Consider the following 15,943-nt stretch of genomic DNA (forward strand, 5'->3'; position numbering starts at 1 on the left):
GTCTATGGCCAGCGCGAGGGGCCCCCGCGCTGTGTGTCACGCTCGTCCGCGAGGCGCTCGAGGAGCTCCGCGACGTCCTCGGGGCTGCGCACCCGGTGAGCCGCCAGCGACTTGCCCTGGCCCACCTTCACGCCGAGGTCCTCGTCCTGCAGTGCGGCGAAGGCGTCCTCGTCGGTGACGTCGTCGCCGACGTAGACGACCGCGCTGGCCCCCGCGTGCTGCCGCAGCCGGGTGAGCGCCTCGCCCTTGTCGCTCGGGCGCACCGAGAACTCGACGACGCCCTTGCCGGTCCGCATGGTCAGCTCGGGCAGCTCCCGTCCGACGCGCTCGCGCGCCGCGCGCTGCACCTCGCTGCCGCGCGCGGCCTGGGCGACCTTGCGGGTGTGCAGGGCGAGGCCCGCGGGCTTCTGCTCGACCCAGGCTCCGTCCTCGCTCGAGGCGATCTCGCCGAGGAGGGTTCCGAGGCGCTCGAGGTCGCCGAGCTCGCTGTCGCGCAGCTCGATCATGACCTCGCCGCCGTCGAGCTGCAGCTCGACGCCATGCGAACCGCTGAGCAGCGCCCCGTGCGGCGGCTCGGCGACCTCGCGGAGGCTCCCGAGCGCGCGGCCGGAGACGATCGCCACCCGCGTGTCGTCCGCGGCGGCGAGGCGCTCGACGGCCGCGAGCGCGCGGCGGGTCGCCCGCGCGTCCTCGGGGCGGTCGACGAGCGGTGCGAGGGTGCCGTCGAAGTCGAGCGCGACGAGCAGCCGCTCGGTGCCGGCGATGCGGCGCACCGCCGAGGTGAGCGAGTCGGGCACGCCGGGCTCGATGATGCCCGCGCCGGTGAGCGTCTTCAGGAACGTCGCCGACCAGTTCGCGACGTCGTTCTCGCGGACCCGCCTGCGCAGCGCCCGCATGCGCCGGGCCCGCTCGCGCTTGGGCATCGACGCCGCCTCGACGATCGCGTCCTTCAGGCCCTCGATGTCGTGCGGGTTCACGAGCACCGCCTGGCGCAGCTCGTCGGAGGCGCCGGTGAACTCGCTGAGCACGAGCACGCCGTCCTCGTCGAAGCGACAGGCGGCGTACTCCTTCGCCACGAGGTTCATGCCGTCGCGGAGCGCCGTGACGAGCATGACGTCGGCGGCGAGGTAGAGCGCCACCATCTCCTCGCGGGGGTAGCCGTGGTGGAGGTACGCGATCGCCTGGTGCCCGAGGGTCGAGTAGTCGCCGTTCAGCCGGCCGACCATGAGCTCGATCTCGTCGCGGAGCTGGCGGTACGTCTCGACGCGTTCGCGCGACGGGCTCGCGACCTGCACGAGCGTCGCCTGCTCGACCGAGAGCCGGCCGTCGCGCAGCAACTCGCCGAAGGCCTTGAGCCGGTGGCGGATGCCCTTCGTGTAGTCGAGCCGGTCGACGCCGAGCATGATCGTCTCGGGGTTGCCGAGGCTCTCGCGGATCTCGCGCGCACGCGCCTGCACCTCGGGGCGACGGGCGATCTCCTCGAAGCCGGCGGCGTCGATCGAGATCGGGAAGTGGCGGGCGACGACGTGCCGCACCTCCCCCGAGGCATCCGGCACGTCGATGACGCTGCCGCGCGTCGCGTAGCCGAACAGGCGCCGCACCGCGCGCGAGAAGTTGCCCGCGTCGGCGGCGCGCTGGAAGCCGATGACGTCGGCGCCGAGCAGCCCGTCGACGACCTGCCTGCGCCACGGCAGCTGCGAGTAGATGCCGTATGCGGGGAACGGAATGTGGTTGAAGAAGCCGATGACGAGGTCGGGGCGGGTCTCGCGCAGCATCCGCGGCACGAGCTGCAGCTGGTAGTCCTGCACCCAGACGACGGCGCCGGGCGACGCGGCCCGCGCGGCGGCCTCGGCGAAGCGGCGGTTGACCCTGACGTAGGCGTCCCACCACTCGCGGTGGAACGAGGGCGGCGCGATCACGTCGTGGTAGAGCGGCCAGAGGGTGTCGTTCGAGAAGCCCTCGTAGTACTCCTCGAGCTCCGCCTCGCTGAGCGGCACCGGGATGATCGAGATGCCGTCGTGCTCGAACGGGTCGAACTCGCGGTCGGCGACGCCGGCCCAGCCGATCCAGGCTCCGTCGGCGGCGCGCATGACCGGTTCGAGGGCGGTGACGAGCCCGCCGGGCGAGCTGCGCCACTGCGTCTCGCCGTCGGGGCCGGCCTGGTAGTCGACCGGCAGGCGGTTCGAGACCACGATCATGTCGTAGGCGGCATCGACGTACAGGTCGTCGCGTGATGGTTCAGGGGCGTTCATAGAGCGGATGTCCCTCCTCGCGCTGTCCTTCAGGCTAACAGTGCGATGTCGGCGGTCGGTGCGATCGTCGGAGGCATGGACATCGAACGCTTGCAACCGGCCGGACTCGTCGTGAGTCCGGCATTCAGCCATGTCGCCGTCGTGCCGCCGGGAGCGACGACGATCTACCTCGGCGGCCAGAACGGGGTCGACGAGAGCGGGGCGGTCGTCTCCGACGACGTCGCCGCGCAGTCGGTCCGCGCCGTCGACAACGCCGAGATCGCGCTCGAGGCCGCGGGCGCTCGCCTCGCCGACGTGGTGCAGTGGACGGTGCACATCGCCGAGGGCGCCGACCTCGGCGCCGCGTACGGCGCGATCGCACCGCGACTCGCCGGGCCCGGCGCGCCGCCGCTCGTGACGGCCGCCGTCGTGCGCGCGCTCGGCGTGCCCGGCGCGCTCATCGAGGTGAGCGCGATCGCGGCGCTTCCGCCGTCCGAGTAGCGCAGCGGCGACGCGACGTCCGTCCCGTCGTTCGAGCGCGACCGCGCGCGTCGAGACCACCCGACGTGGTCCCGACGCGCACGGTCGTCAGGAGTGGGCCGACCCGGGGATCACCCGAGCGCGGTCGCGGCGAATCCGATCGAGCGGATGCCTCGGCGCCGGCCCACGACGAACGCGGTGCCCGCGATCCCCAGCAGCCCGAAGAGCACGAGCACTCCTGCGGCTCCGGCGATGGCGCCGGCGCCGGCCCCGGCGATGATCGACTGCATGCCCTGCACGGCCCAGGTGAGCGGCAGGAACGGGCTGATCGCCTGGTACGGCCCGGCGAGCACCTCGATCGGCACGAGCCCGCCGGCCGCGGTGAGCTGCAGCGCCACGAGCACGAGCGAGACCAGCAGCCCCGCGCGCCCGAGCCACACGGTGAGGAACGCGTGCAGCGCCGTGAAGACGAGCGCGAGCAGGGCGGCGAATGCGAGCGTCTGAGGCAGCAGGCTCCACGCCACGCCCATCGCGCCGTGCAGCAGCAGCACGACCGCGACGGCCTGCGCCAGGGCCAGCAGGCCGGCGCGCGCAAGTGCGCGCCAGACGAGACCGCCCGTCGAGGCGGTGCTCCGCAGCGCCTCGCGCCCGAAGGGCCGGAAGACGAGGAACATCGCCATCGCGCCGAGCCAGAGCCCGACGGGCACGAAGAGCATGCCGATGACCTCGCCGGTCGAGCTGATCTCGTGGTCGCGGGTCGCCTCCACCGTGACGGGCTCGGCGACGACGTCGGCCGTCTGCTCGGCGTCGATGTCGCCGAGCTGCTGCGCGGCCTCCGCACCCTCGGTGAGGCCGGCCGCGAGGTCGTCGGCGCCGCTCGCGAGCTGCGTGGCGCCCGAGGCCGCACCGTCGGCGCCGGCCTGCAGCTCGCCGAGGCCGCCGGCGAGCTCGCCGATGCCCGAGGCGAGTCCGGTCGCACCGTCGCTGAGTCCCGAGGAGCCGGCCGAGAGCTGCTGCGCACCCGAGGCGAGGCCCGCGGCGCCGTCGCGGAGTCCGGCGGAGCCCGCGGAGAGCAGCTGCGCGCCTGAGGAGAGCTTCGCGAGCCCGCCGAGCACCCCGTCGACGGCGGCGCGGTTGCCCTGCTCGAGCGCGGTGCCCTGCTGCTGGAAGCCCGTGAGCTGCCCCTGGGCCTCCTCCAGCCGGGTGATCGCCTCGTCGATGGTCGGCTTCAGCTCGGGGTTCGTCTCGGCGAGCGCCTCGAGCTGCTCGATCAGCGGCACGATGCCCCCCTCGATCTGCCCGATCACGTCGTTCACTCCCCCGACGTAGCCAGTGACCCCGGTCGCGAGCTCGTCGAGCGACTGCGCGCCCGAGTTGAGCCCGGCGAGCCCGCTCGCGATCCCGTCGACGCCCGTCGTGTACTGGTTGACGCCGGCCGAGTACGAGCCGAGCCCGCTCGCGATGCCGTCGACGCCGTCGGTGTACTGGGCGACGCCGTCGGCGTAGGCCGAGGCGCCGGTCGCGGCATCCGATGCGCCCGAGGCCGCCTGCCCGACGCCGTCGGAGAGCTTGCCGAGCCCGCCCGACAGCGTGCCGATGCCGCTCGAGAGCTGGGTCGCGCCGTCGGCGGCGTCGCCGAGCGACCCGCCCATCTCGGCGAGGTTCGCGTAGAAGCCCTCGAGGTACTGGGCCGTGAGCTCGCGGCCGAACGCGGTCGACATCGCGTCGCCGACCGACTGCGCGACCGAGCCGGCGAGGTAGCCGTGGGCGTCGTCGGTGCGGATGTCGAGGTTCGCCTGCGTCGGCGACTGGCCCGAGATGGAGGTGACCGACTCCGAGAAGTCGGACGGGATCGTGAGCACGGCGTAGGCGTCGCCCGAGGCGAGGAGGTCGGCGGCCTCCTCGTCGTTCGAGATCGTCCAGGCGAAGCCCGCGGTGTCGGGTCCGGTCAGCTCGGTGACGAGCTGCCGGCCGGCCAGCACGGGTTGCTCGGTGCCGTCGGGCAGCGTCATCGTGACCATCTCGTCGTTGTTCACGACGACCGCGGGGATCTGCTCGAGGTTGTCGGTCGCGCCGCCGAGGGCGCCCGACACGAGGCCGGCGACGGCGAGCGGCACGGCGATCACGGCGGCGACGAGCACCCCGAGGCGGGTGCGGCGCTGCGCCGGCGTCGAGCCGAACAGGCGGGAGAGTCGGGTGCTCATCGGTGTGCCTCCAGGCTGCGAGAGACGGGTTCGAGGGTGCGGATGCCACGGGCGGCGAGCTCGGGGGACGCATCGGGCGTCGACGCCGAGGAGCCGAGGCCGACGATCAGGGTCACCGACACGGGCACGATCGCGGCGAGAGCCGACCAGAGCTCGGCGCTCGCGCCGCTCGGGTCGTCGTCGAGGTCGAGCACGACGAGCCTCGGCCGTTCGGCGAGCGCGGCGGCGACGGCCACGACCGTGCGCGCCTCCGCGCCGAGCGAGGCGAGCGGGGTGTCGACGTCGAAGCGTGGCGCAGCGGCGCGCGCGGGTGCGCCGGGCGCCGCAGGGTTCGCCGGTGCTCCCGTGGCGAGCGCGCGGGCCGCGCGCTCCGTCCAGTCGCGCACCTGCGTGGCCGAGACGCCGAGGCGGTACCAGGGCCGGGTCGCGTCGAGTCGGGCGGTGATGAGCTCGCCGACCGTCGTGCCCGTCGGGGCGTTCGCGGCGACCTCGGCCATCGCGACATGGCGCATGACGCGTCCCTGCCCGGTCGGCAGGGGGGTGCCCTCGACGGCGACGCGACCCGAGACGGGCGCGAGCCGGCCGGCGAGGGTGGCCGCGACGACCCGTCGTTCGACGGCCTCGCCGCGCACGACGAGCACGCCGCCCGCCGGCACCTCGACCGAGAGCGGGCCGATGGGGCGCTCGGCGAGGCCGAACACGGCGTCGTCGACGTTGATCGCGGCGGGGCGGGCGGCGGCCCACTCCTCCTGCTCGAGGTGGGTGCGCAGGCCCTCCCCCTCGATGTCGACGTCGGGCAGTCGCTTCGCGAGCCACGCCGGAAGCCACCATGCGGCCTTGCCCGCGAGGGCCATCGCGGCCGGCACGAGCGTCATGCGCACGAGGAAGGCGTCGAAGGCGACGCCGATCGCGAGCGCGAAGGCGATGCCCTTGATCACCCCCGAACCTTCGGGCACGAAGGCGAAGAACACGAAGAACATGATGAGCGCGGCGGCGGTGACGACGCGCGCGGCGTGCTGGAAGCCGTGCACGATCGAGGTGCGCGGTTCCTTCGTCTTCACGTACTCCTCCCGCATGCCGGAGACGAGGAACACCTCGTAGTCCATGGCGAGGCCGAAGAGGACCGCCATCAGCAGGATCGGCAGGAAGCTCAGGATCGGGCCGGGCTCGACGTGCAGGAGCTCGGCGAACCATCCCCACTGGAAGATCGCCACGGTGACGCCGATCGCGCCGAACGCCGAGAGCAGGAAGCCGAGGGCCGCCTTGATGGGCACGAAGACCGAGCGGAACACCATGAGCAGCAGCACGATGGAGAGGCCGACGACGATGAGGGCGAACGGGATGAGCGCGTCGGCGAGCCGGTTCGAGATGTCGATCGCGACGGCGGTGTACCCGGTCACCGCGATCGCGGTGCCGAACTCCTCCTCGATGGAGGGGGCGAGTTCGCGGATCTCCTCGACGAGGGCCTTCGTCTCGGGGGTGTCGGGGGCGCTCTCGGGCACGACCTGGATGATCGCGGTGTCGACGGTCTCGTTCGGCAGGCCCTCGCCGACGTAGGCGACGTCGTCGAGCTCGCCGAGCTGCGCGCCGATGGCGTCGAGGTCGTCGAAGATGTCGGTGGTCTGGGTGATGTCGACGGTGACGATGAGCGGGCCGTTGTAGCCGGGGCCGAAGCCGCTCTCGATCATCTCGTACGCCTCGCGCTGGGTGGAGCCCGGCGTGCCCGCATTGTTCGGCAGGTTGAGGTCGAGGCTCGCTGCGGGGATCGCGGCGGCGCCGAGGAGGCCCACGACGAGCACCACGAAGACGACGGGGGCCTTCAGCACGAGGTCGACCCAGCGCCGGCCCATGGTGGGCTTGCCGCCGTCGTCGGCGGCGTTCGCCCGGCGGTGCGCGCGGCTGCCCGGCTTCGGCGCGAGCCGCTTGCCGAAGACGCCGAGGAGGGCGGGCAGCAGGGTGACCGCGCCGATGACGGCGATGAGCACCGCGAAGGCGGCGCCGACGCCCATGACGCTGAGGAACGGGATGCCGACGACGAGGAGGCCGAGCAGGGCGATGATGACGGTGAGACCGGCGAACACGACGGCGCCGCCCGCGGTCGCCACGGCCTCCGCCGCGCTGTCCTCGGGGTCCTGGCCGCGCGCGAGCTGGTTGCGGTGCCGCGACAGGATGAAGAGGGCGTAGTCGATGCCGACGGCGAGGCCGATCATGACGGCGAGCATCGGCGCGGTCGACGACACGGTCGCGAAGGACGCGACGATGAGGATGCCGCCCGAGGCGGCGCCGACGCCGACGAGCGCGGTGAGCAGCGGCATCCCGGCCGAGAGCAGCGACCCGAAGGTGATGATGAGCACGACGGCGGCGAAGAGCACGCCGAACACCTCGGTGATCGTGAGGCCGAAGCTCGTCTCCTGGAACACGTCGCCGCCGAAGGCGACCTCGAGGCCGGCGTCCTTGCCGATCGCGCCCGTCGCGGTGACGGCGTCGAGCATCTCGGGCGTCACGTCGGTGACCTGCCCGTCGAAGGTGATCTGGATGTACGCGGTGCGCTCGTCGCCCGAGATCTGGTCGCCCGCGTACTCGTCGAACGGGCCGAGCACGCTCGCGACGCCGTCGACGTCCTCGAGCTCGGCCTCCATGTCCTCGATGGCGGCGCGGGCGTCGGCCGACTCGACGGTGCCGCCCTCCGGGGCTTCGACGACGGCCTTCGCCGAGGCGCCGGCGGTCTGCGGGAACACCGCGGCGAGCTGGTCGATCGCGGTCTGCGACTCGGTGCCGGGGATGGCGAAGGAGTCTTGCAGCTGGCCGCCGAGGCCGAGGCCGGCGCCGAGCAGGGCCCCGAGCGCGAGCACCCAGGTGACGATGACGAGCCAGGCGCGCCGGTATGCGAAGCGGCCGATGCGGTGCAGGAGGAGAGCCATGGGCGGGGCCTATCGGGTCTGGCGGCCGTCGGCCGGGAGCAGGAGTTCGGAGACGACCGCGACGAGGGCGTCGCGCACCTCGTCGTCGGTGTGGGCGTTCAGGTTCTCGTTCAGGGGGTCTTCCGCGTCGAAGAACGTGGCACCGGCGACGAGCGCGTACGTGGCGCCCGCGAGCGCGACGCCGAAGCGCATCTGCTCGATCAGGGTCGCGCCGCTGCAGATGGCGTCGGCGAGCACGCGGATGGCGGCGTTGCCGCGTTCGACGATCGGGATGTCGCCGAGCGAGTACCCCTGGCTGACGAAGAGGTGTACGGCGAGACGCTCGCCGAGCAGGAGGTCGACGAAGCGCCCGATGAAGACGCCGCGCGCCGCGTCGGACCGGCGCCCCTCGGCGAACTCGCCCACGAGCACCTCGAGGCGTTCGATCGCCGGGCTGATCGCCGCCTCGAGCAGCGCCTCCTTCGAGGCGTAGTGGTAGAGCACGCTCGACTTCGAGTAGCCGGCGTGGTCGGCGATCTGCTGGAGCGAGGTGCCGGCGAAGCCGACGGTCGCGAACTGCTCGAGCGCGGCGCGCAGGAGTTCGTCGCTGGCGCGGGCGCGCGAAGGGAGGGTCGCATCGGTGGGCATGTTCCGACGGTAATTGACCGATCGGTCAGATCCTGCACGATCGGTCAGATTCACGGATGACTCCCAGCCCGCGTTCACCGCACGGTAGCGTGGCCGACATGCGCAAGTACCTCTTCAGCGGAGCCGTGATCAGCGCCGTCATCAGCGGCATCGGCGTGGCGAAGGCCACGGCCGACGGACCGCGCGACTGGCGACTGCTGCTGATGTGGGTGTCGTGGGCCGCGAGCCTCGCGATCGCCATCGGCACGGTCGCCGAGGAGACGAAGCGCCCCGGACTCGGCGAATAGCAGGCCCGCGCCGCGCGAGCGCGGCGTGTCATTCGGAATCCGCGCCGCCGTGCCCGAAACTGGGACGAACGACCCGAGACGACGCAGTACCCGCTGCACCACGACCGAGAGGGGCCACCGATGTTCCGCCGCTGGCGCCGCGCACGGCTTGCCGCCCAGGCCTCCGCACACGCTGCCGCTCCTGCCACGACTCCGCCGCGCCCGACCGCGGCGGACCTGCGCGGTGAGCACATCTTCGAACTCCTGAACGCACGACTCTCCGAGTTCATCGGTCAGGGCGGCGGCTGGTCGCTCGTCCGCCGCTCCGACGGCGACACCGACCGCATCTTCCACGCGATGCTGACGCACCAGATCGCGGCAGAGCTCACCCGCGCGATCCTCGACGAGCGCGACTCGGTCGCCGTCGTCGTTCCCGCGGGCGAAGAGTCGATGGCCCTCGGCTGGGAGCCCGCACCGCTCATCGTCTGGGCCGACCCGGTCGCCGAGGAGGCGGCCGACGCCGCCCCGGTCGCCGACGCCGAGGCATCCGAGCTCGCCGCCGTGCGCATGATCGGGCCGATGACCGAGCTCGAGACGCGCGCCGCCGCCTGAGCCGGTCGACTCGGGGCCGTTCCAAAATCGGCCGTGCAATCTTGTACGGCTGAGCCGACGCGGCACTCCCCCGCCCTCCTAGCGTGAAATCACGGGCTGTTCGCCCGCCACGCCACCCGAGGGGAACCGATGAGCAACGCACCGAGCAGCACCCCGTCCTCCGAGATCGCCGACGAGGCATCCGTCACCGCGCCTGCGCCGAAGCGCCGCGGCACCGCGCGCGATCTCGCCCAGATCGCCGTGTTCACCGGCCTCATCGCCGCGCTCGGCCTGCCCGGCGCGCTCTACCTCGGCGGCGCCGCCGTGCCGATCACCTTCCAGACCCTCGGCGTCATGCTCGCCGGGGCGATCCTCGGGGCTCGCAAGGGGTTCCTCTCGGTGGCCCTCCTCCTCGTCCTCGTCGCCGCCGGACTCCCGCTCCTGTCGGGCGGCCGCGGCGGCCTCGGGGTCTTCGTCGGCCCCTCGGTCGGCTACCTGGCGGGCTGGCTCCTCGGCGTCGCCGTGATCGGCTGGGCGACCGCGCGCCTGCTCCCCCGCTACCGCGTCGTGCCCGCCCTGCTCTGGACGGCGCTCGGCGGCATCGTCGCGATCTACCTCATCGGCGTCCCCGTGTTCGCCGCGATCACGGGCACCCCGATCGGCGTCGCGCTCCTCGGCGCGACCGCGTTCCTGCCCGGCGACATCCTGAAGGTGGTCGTCACGGTGCTCGTCGCGAAGAGCGTGCACCGCGCCTGGCCCGGGCTCATCGAGCCCCGCACCTGGCCGTGGGCCCGCCGCGGCGCCGGCACCCCCGGCACGACGACGGCGGCCGACGCCGCATGAGCGAGTGGCTGCGGGGATCGCCCGGCGCGCCCGCCCTCGCGTTCGGCGGCGACGTCGTGCGCGTGGGCGAGCTCGCCGCGGCGGTCGCCGCAGCCGAGCTCCCGCCGGGTGAGGGCGTCATCGGATGCCCCGCCGGCATGCCGCCCGTCGAGCTCGTCACGACCGTGCTGGCCGCGCTCGAGCGCGGCCGGCCGGTGCTCGTCGGCGGCGGGCCCGGGGAGGCGGCCGGTCTCGACGGACGCCTGCCCGAGGGCACGGCGCTCGCACTGCGCACCTCGGGCTCCTCGGGCGGCGCCCCCACGGTGGTCGCCCGCACCGAGGCGTCGTGGCTCGCGTCCGCGGCGCCGCTCGCCGAGATCGCCGGCATCGGGGCATCCGACCACGTGGCGGTCACCGGCCCCCTGCACGTCTCGATGCACCTCTACGCGACGCTGCACGCCCTCTGGGCGGGCGCATCGGCGGGCGACGGGCTGCGCGGCGCGAGCGTCGTGCACGCGACGCCGACGAAGCTCTTCCGGCTCCTCGACGACGGGCTCGACGTACGCACCGCCGTCGTCGCCGGCGCCGCGATGAGCGACTCCCTGCGCAACGCAGCCCGGGCCCGGCTGCGCCTGGTCGAGTACTACGGCGCCGCCGAGCTCTCGTTCGTCGCCGTCGGTCGCGGCGACGGCCTCGAGCCGTTCCCGGGCGCCGAGCTCGAGCTGCGCGACGCTGCCGGCGGGCGTGAGCTCTGGGTGCGGTCGCCCTACCTCGCGCTCGCGGCGATCGGCGACGGGATGCTGCGTCGGGACGCCGCCGGGTTCGCGACGGTCGGCGACCTCGCCGAGACCGCACCCGACGGCCGGATGCACGTGCTCGGCCGCGGTGACGCCGCCATCACGACGGCGGGCGCGACCGTGCTCGCCGAGCACGTGGAGGCCGTGCTCACGGCACTGCCCGGCGTGGCCGCCGCGGCGGTCGTCGGCGAGCCGCACGAACTCCTCGGCGAGCGCGTCGTGGCCGTCGTCGAGCTCTCCGGCTTCGCGTCCGACGGTGCGCCCGGCCCCGACGCGGCGCAGCGATCCGTGATCGAGGCGGCCCGCATCGGCCTCGATCCCGCCGCGCTGCCCCGCCGGTGGTACTTCCGCGCCGTGCCGCGCACCGACTCTGGCAAGGTCGCCCGGGGCGCGGTGCGCGCGGCGCTCGAGGCGCGCGCGCTCGGCGTCCCCGTCGCCGCCCCGCACTCCGCACGCTCCGCATCCCCGGCTCCCGTCCCCGTGGCGCCCCTCGAAGGCGAGACCGCATGACCGCCGCCCCCGTGATCGTCGCCGCCCGGCGCACCCCGATCGGCACCGCCGGCCGCGGCTTCGCGGCGCACCCCGTCGACGCGCTCGCCGCGCCCGTGCTCGCCGAGGTGGCCGCGCACGTCGCCCCGGCCGGCCTCGAGATCGACGACGTCGTGCTCGGCAACTGCATGGGCCCCGGCGGCGACCTCGCCCGGGTGGCGGCGCTCGGTGCCGGGCTCGGCACGTCGGTGCCGGGGGTGACCGTCGACCGCCAGTGCGGCTCGGGTCTCGACGCGGTGATGCAGGCGGCGTCGCGCGTGCGCGCCGGCGACGCCCGCCTCGTCCTCGCGGGCGGCGCGGAGTCGGCATCGACCGCACCGCACCGCCTCTGGCCCGAGACCGGCGAGCGGTACACCCGCGCCCCGTTCACGCCGACCGGCTTCGCCGACCCCGACATGGGCCCCGCGGCCGAGCACCTCGCGGCCGTGCGCGGCATCACGCGGGACCGCCAGGACGCCTGGGCGGAGCGCTCGCACCGGCTCGCCCTCGACGCGCAGCAGGCGGGCCGCTTCGACGACGAGCTCGTGGCCGTCGACGGCGTCGCGCGCGACGACCGCCCGCGGGCGATGACCGCGGCCCTGCTCGGCCGCTTCGCTCCGGCGTTCGCGACGGAGCACGGCGAGTCGGCCGCCGGCGGCGGCACGGGCACGGTCACCGCAGGCAACTCGTGCGGGTTCTCCGACGGCGCCGCGGCGATGGCCGTGACGCTGCCCGAGCTCGCCCGCGAGCTCGGGCTTCCCGCACTGCGGGTGCGCGCCGCCGCCGTCGCGGCCGGCGACCCGGCGCTGCCCGGGCTCGGCGCCGCCCCTGCGGCCGCTGCGGCGCTCGACCGCGCAGGTCTCACCGCCCGCGACCTCGGCTTCGTCGAGATCACCGAGGCCTTCGCGGCCCAGGTGCTCGCCGTGAGCGACGCGCTCGGCCTCGACGAAGCGGTCGTCAACACCGACGGCGGCGCCATCGCCCTCGGACATCCGTGGGGGGCATCCGGCGCCGTGCTGGTGGTGCGCCTCGCCGCGCGAATGCTCGATGCCGACGACGATCGGCCGGGCCTCGCCGCCTGTTCGATCGGCGGCGGCCAGGGCATCGCCATGATCGTGGAGCGCGCAGCATGAACCACCGCATCGAGTTCGACCGCGTCTCGCACGACTTCGGCGCCGAGCCGATCGTCGACGACGTCTCGCTGACCCTCGCCGAGCACCGGGTCGGCATCGTCGGCGCGAACGGATCGGGCAAGTCGACCCTCGCCCGAATGATCAACGGGCTCGTCACCCCGAAGTCGGGCCGGGTCGAGGTCGACGGGCTCGACGTCGCCCGTCGCGGCCGCGAAGTGCGCCGCCGGGTCGGCTTCGTGTTCACGAACGCCGACAACCAGATCGTGATGCCCACCGTCCGCGAGGACGTCGCCTTCACGCTGCGACGACACCGACTGCCCGCCGAGGATGTCGCGGCGCGCGTCGAGGCGACCCTCGAGCGCTTCGGGCTGACGGGGCTCGCCGATCGGCCGGCGCACCGCCTCTCGGGCGGGCAGAAGCAACTGCTCGCGCTCGCCTCGGTGCTCGTCGCCGCCCCCGCCATCGTGGTCGCCGACGAGCCGACGACGCTCCTCGACGCGCGCAACGCACGGTTCGTCGCCGAGCACTTCGCCGCGCTCGAGCAGCGGCTCGTCGTCGTGAGCCACCAGCTCGAGCTCCTCGAGGACTTCGACCGGGTGATCGTGATGGAGGCGGGTCGCGTCGTCGCCGACGACGCCCCCCGCCCCGCCCTCGCCGCCTACCGGGCCCTGATCGGCTGAGCGTGCTCCGATGATCGGCGTCTACCACCCCGGCGACTCGCTCGTGCACCGCACTCCGGCGCTCGTGAAGCTCGGGCTGCTCGCGGTGTTCGTCACGGTCGCCGCCCTGCAGAGCTCGCTCCTCGCGCTCGGCGTCGCCGCGGCGGCGACGGCGCTCCTGTTCCTGCCCGCCCGGCTGCCTGCACGGGCCGTCTGGGGCCAGATCGCGCCGATCCTGTGGCTGCTCGCGTTCGCCGTGCCCGTGCAGTGGCTGTTCGCCGGCTGGGAGGCCGCGGCGACGATGTCACTGCGACTCGTGATCGCCGTCGCCCTCGCGGCGCTCTACACGCTCACGACCCCCGTGACCGAGACCCTCGACGCGATGCAGACGCTGCTGCGGCCCTTCCGCCGCTGGATCGACGCCGACCGGGTCGGCCTCGCGCTCGCGCTCGCGATCCGCTGCGTGCCGCTGCTCGCCGAGATCGTGCGCGAGGTGCTCGAGGCGCGCAAGGCGCGCGGCGCCGAGGGGTCGGTCGTCGCCCTCGCCGTTCCCGTGATCGTGCGCGCCCTGCAGACGGCCGACCACCTCGGCGAGGCGCTCATCGCCCGCGGCTTCGACGACTGAGACGTCGGGCGCGAGAAGGCGATGAGGCAGGCGCGCGGCACCATGTTGCCGTGAGGCCCGACGCGCGCCGCGCAGGCCGACGGCATGAGCGCACGAAAAAAGCCCCGACCCTGGCGAGAGGATCGGGGCTTTCAGTGCACCCCCAGGGACTTGAACCCTGAACCCACTGATTAAGAGTCAGTTGCTCTGCCGATTGAGCTAGAGGTGCGTGATTCTCGGCTGTTTTTTCACAACCCGAACCGAGCGACAACGTTACCAGTCCTTCGAGCGCTGCGCCAATCGAGTCTCCCACGGCGTGTCGCCGACCGCCACAGATAGCCTGAACCGGTGACCGCCTACGCCGATGATCTCGCCCTCGCCCTCGAACTCGCCGACCTCGCCGACACCGTCGCGCTCGCCCGGTTCCGTGCCGCCGACCTCGCGGTGTCGACGAAGCCCGATCGCACCTTCGTGACCGAGGCCGACCTCGCCGTCGAGCGCGCCATCCGCGACCGGCTCGCCGAGGCCCGCCCCGACGACGGCGTGCTCGGCGAGGAGTTCGGCACCGAGGGCGACGCCTCGCGGCAGTGGATCATCGACCCGATCGACGGCACCTCGAACTTCATGCGCGGCGTCCCCGTCTGGGGCGCGCTCATCTCGCTCGCGGTCGACGGCGTGCCGGTCGTCGGCGTCGCCTCCTCCCCCGCGATGGGCCGGCGCTGGTGGGCCGCCGCCGGCGGCGGCTCCTTCACCACGGATGCCCCGGGCGCCGAGCCGCGGCGCATCTCCGTGTCATCCGTGGCCGAGCTCGGCGACGCCTCGCTGAGCTTCCAGAGCCTCGCGCAGTGGCGCGAGGCGGGCTACCTCGACCGCCTGCTGGGCCTCGCCGAGCAGGTCTGGCGCGACCGCGCGTACGGCGACCTGTGGTCGTACATGCTGCTCGCCGAGGGGCTCATCGACATCACCGGCGAGTTCGACGTGAAGCCGTACGACCTGGCCGCCCTCGTGCCGATCGTCGAGGAGGCCGGCGGGCGGTTCACCTCGATCACGGGCGAGCCCGGCCCGTGGCACGGCAGCGCCCTCGCGACGAACGGGCTGCTGCACTCGGCCGTGCTCGACGCCGTCGCCGATCGGGCGTGACGCGGGTGGAACTCTGCATCTTCACCGAGCCGCAGCAGGGCGCGAGCTACGACGAGCAGCTCGCCCAGGCGCGGGCGACCGAACGACTCGGCTTCGACGGTTGGTTCCGCTCCGACCACTTCCTGCGCATGGGCGACGGCGATCCCCTGCCGGGGCCGAGCGACGCGTGGACGACGCTCGCCGGCCTCGCCCGCGAGACCGACCGCATCCGCCTCGGCACGCTCGTCTCGTCGGCGACGTTCCGCCACCCCTCGCTCCTCGCGATCCAGGTCGCCCAGATCGATGCGATGTCGGGCGGGCGCGTCGAGTTCGGCCTCGGCACGGGCTGGTTCGCCGAGGAGCACACGGCCTACGGGCTGCCGTTCCCGCCGAAGCGCTTCGACCTCTTCGAGGAGCAGCTCGAGGTGATCACGGGCCTCTGGTCGACTCCGCTCGGCGAGCGGTTCGACTTCGCGGGCGAGCACTACACGCTGACGGGCGCCCCCGCGCTGCCGAAGCCGGTGCAGGAGCGCGTGCCGGTGATCATCGGCGGAGCCGGGCCTCGGCGCACCCCGCAGCTCGCCGCGCGCTTCGCGACGGAGTTCAACCTCGGGTTCCGCTCGGAGGACGAGATCATCAGCGCCTTCGACGGGGTCCGGCGCGCCTGCGACGCGATCGACCGCGACCCGGCGACGCTGCGCACCTCGGTGGCGCTGCCGACGGTCGTCGCCGAGAACGAGGCCGACTACCTGCGACGGCTCGCTGCGATCGGCGAGGAGCCCGGCGAGTTCGCCGAGGTGAACATCGCCGGCTCCCCAGAGGCCGCCGTCGAGAAGCTCCTGCGACTGCACGAGCTCGGCGCCGACCGCGTGTACCTGCAGCTCGTCGACCTCCGCGACCTCGAGCACCTCGAGCTCATCGCCGCAGAGGTGGTGCCGGCGCTGCGCGCCGCGCTGTGACC

General features: G+C 73.8%; 14 protein-coding genes and 1 tRNA gene. 10 read left to right on the forward strand and 5 right to left on the reverse strand.

Going from position 1 to position 15,943, the window contains the following annotated elements; translation table 11 throughout:
• Positions 1–2 precede the first annotated feature (2 nt).
• On the reverse strand, positions 3–2,252 hold the full coding sequence (locus ACFVTH_RS00265; protein WP_387085386.1) for a bifunctional alpha,alpha-trehalose-phosphate synthase (UDP-forming)/trehalose-phosphatase: 2,250 nt from the start codon (positions 2,250–2,252) through the stop codon (positions 3–5).
• 75 nt (positions 2,253–2,327) lie between these two features.
• Between ACFVTH_RS00265 and ACFVTH_RS00270 the strand changes: the two genes are divergently transcribed.
• Positions 2,328–2,732, forward strand: a complete 405-nt coding sequence (locus ACFVTH_RS00270; protein WP_387085389.1) for a RidA family protein — start codon at positions 2,328–2,330, stop codon at positions 2,730–2,732.
• A 110-nt stretch (positions 2,733–2,842) separates the two neighbouring features.
• Here ACFVTH_RS00270 and ACFVTH_RS00275 read toward each other — a convergent pair whose 3' ends face one another.
• From ACFVTH_RS00275 to ACFVTH_RS00285, 3 genes are read right to left on the reverse strand one after another with little or no spacing between them, the layout of a single operon-like run.
• On the reverse strand, positions 2,843–4,915 hold the full coding sequence (locus ACFVTH_RS00275; protein ID WP_387085392.1) for a YhgE/Pip family protein: 2,073 nt from the start codon (positions 4,913–4,915) through the stop codon (positions 2,843–2,845).
• Entirely contained in the window at positions 4,912–7,836 is a 2,925-nt protein-coding gene (locus ACFVTH_RS00280) for an MMPL family transporter (RefSeq protein ID WP_387085395.1), read from the reverse strand. The genes ACFVTH_RS00275 and ACFVTH_RS00280 overlap by 4 nt, the downstream gene beginning before the upstream one ends.
• Positions 7,837–7,845: 9 nt before the next feature.
• Positions 7,846–8,463 (reverse strand): TetR/AcrR family transcriptional regulator, encoded by a 618-nt coding sequence (locus ACFVTH_RS00285; RefSeq protein WP_387085398.1) that lies wholly within the window; start codon positions 8,461–8,463, stop codon positions 7,846–7,848.
• 98 nt (positions 8,464–8,561) lie between these two features.
• Between ACFVTH_RS00285 and ACFVTH_RS00290 the strand changes: the two genes are divergently transcribed.
• From ACFVTH_RS00290 to ACFVTH_RS00320, 7 genes are all read left to right on the forward strand, one after another.
• Complete coding sequence (locus ACFVTH_RS00290) at positions 8,562–8,750, forward strand: hypothetical protein (RefSeq protein ID WP_387085401.1); 189 nt, start codon at positions 8,562–8,564, stop codon at positions 8,748–8,750.
• Positions 8,751–8,870: 120 nt separating this feature from the next.
• Positions 8,871–9,341 carry a hypothetical protein gene (locus ACFVTH_RS00295; protein ID WP_387085404.1) on the forward strand — a complete coding sequence of 157 codons (471 nt, stop codon included), beginning with the start codon at positions 8,871–8,873 and terminating at the stop codon, positions 9,339–9,341.
• Positions 9,342–9,470: 129 nt separating this feature from the next.
• Positions 9,471–10,163: a biotin transporter BioY gene (locus ACFVTH_RS00300; protein ID WP_387085407.1), complete on the forward strand. Its 693-nt coding sequence runs from the start codon at positions 9,471–9,473 to the stop codon at positions 10,161–10,163.
• Positions 10,160–11,449, forward strand: coding sequence for a hypothetical protein (locus ACFVTH_RS00305; RefSeq protein WP_387085410.1), 1,290 nt, complete (start codon positions 10,160–10,162; stop codon positions 11,447–11,449). The genes ACFVTH_RS00300 and ACFVTH_RS00305 overlap by 4 nt, the downstream gene beginning before the upstream one ends.
• Positions 11,446–12,600 carry a thiolase family protein gene (locus tag ACFVTH_RS00310; RefSeq protein ID WP_387085412.1) on the forward strand — a complete coding sequence of 385 codons (1,155 nt, stop codon included), beginning with the start codon at positions 11,446–11,448 and terminating at the stop codon, positions 12,598–12,600. The genes ACFVTH_RS00305 and ACFVTH_RS00310 overlap by 4 nt, the downstream gene beginning before the upstream one ends.
• Positions 12,597–13,280 carry an energy-coupling factor ABC transporter ATP-binding protein gene (locus tag ACFVTH_RS00315; RefSeq protein WP_387085415.1) on the forward strand — a complete coding sequence of 228 codons (684 nt, stop codon included), beginning with the start codon at positions 12,597–12,599 and terminating at the stop codon, positions 13,278–13,280. The genes ACFVTH_RS00310 and ACFVTH_RS00315 overlap by 4 nt, the downstream gene beginning before the upstream one ends.
• Before the next feature lie 10 nt (positions 13,281–13,290).
• Positions 13,291–13,884 carry an energy-coupling factor transporter transmembrane component T family protein gene (locus ACFVTH_RS00320; RefSeq protein ID WP_387085418.1) on the forward strand — a complete coding sequence of 198 codons (594 nt, stop codon included), beginning with the start codon at positions 13,291–13,293 and terminating at the stop codon, positions 13,882–13,884.
• 135 nt (positions 13,885–14,019) lie between these two features.
• Here the strand turns inward: ACFVTH_RS00320 and ACFVTH_RS00325 are convergent.
• Positions 14,020–14,092: transfer RNA gene (locus ACFVTH_RS00325), tRNA-Lys, on the reverse strand.
• 119 nt (positions 14,093–14,211) lie between these two features.
• On the opposite strand from ACFVTH_RS00325, the gene ACFVTH_RS00330 reads away from it, so the two are divergent.
• Entirely contained in the window at positions 14,212–15,003 is a 792-nt protein-coding gene (locus ACFVTH_RS00330; protein WP_387085422.1) for an inositol monophosphatase family protein, read from the forward strand.
• Positions 15,004–15,008: 5 nt separating this feature from the next.
• The gene (locus tag ACFVTH_RS00335; protein ID WP_387088654.1) at positions 15,009–15,941 is read left to right on the forward strand and encodes an LLM class F420-dependent oxidoreductase; all 933 of its coding nucleotides are present in this window, start codon (positions 15,009–15,011) and stop codon (positions 15,939–15,941) included.
• The last annotated feature ends 2 nt before the right edge of the window (positions 15,942–15,943 follow it).

This window comes from Agromyces sp. NPDC058104, assembly GCF_042884835.1.
GTDB lineage: Bacteria > Actinomycetota > Actinomycetes > Actinomycetales > Microbacteriaceae > Agromyces.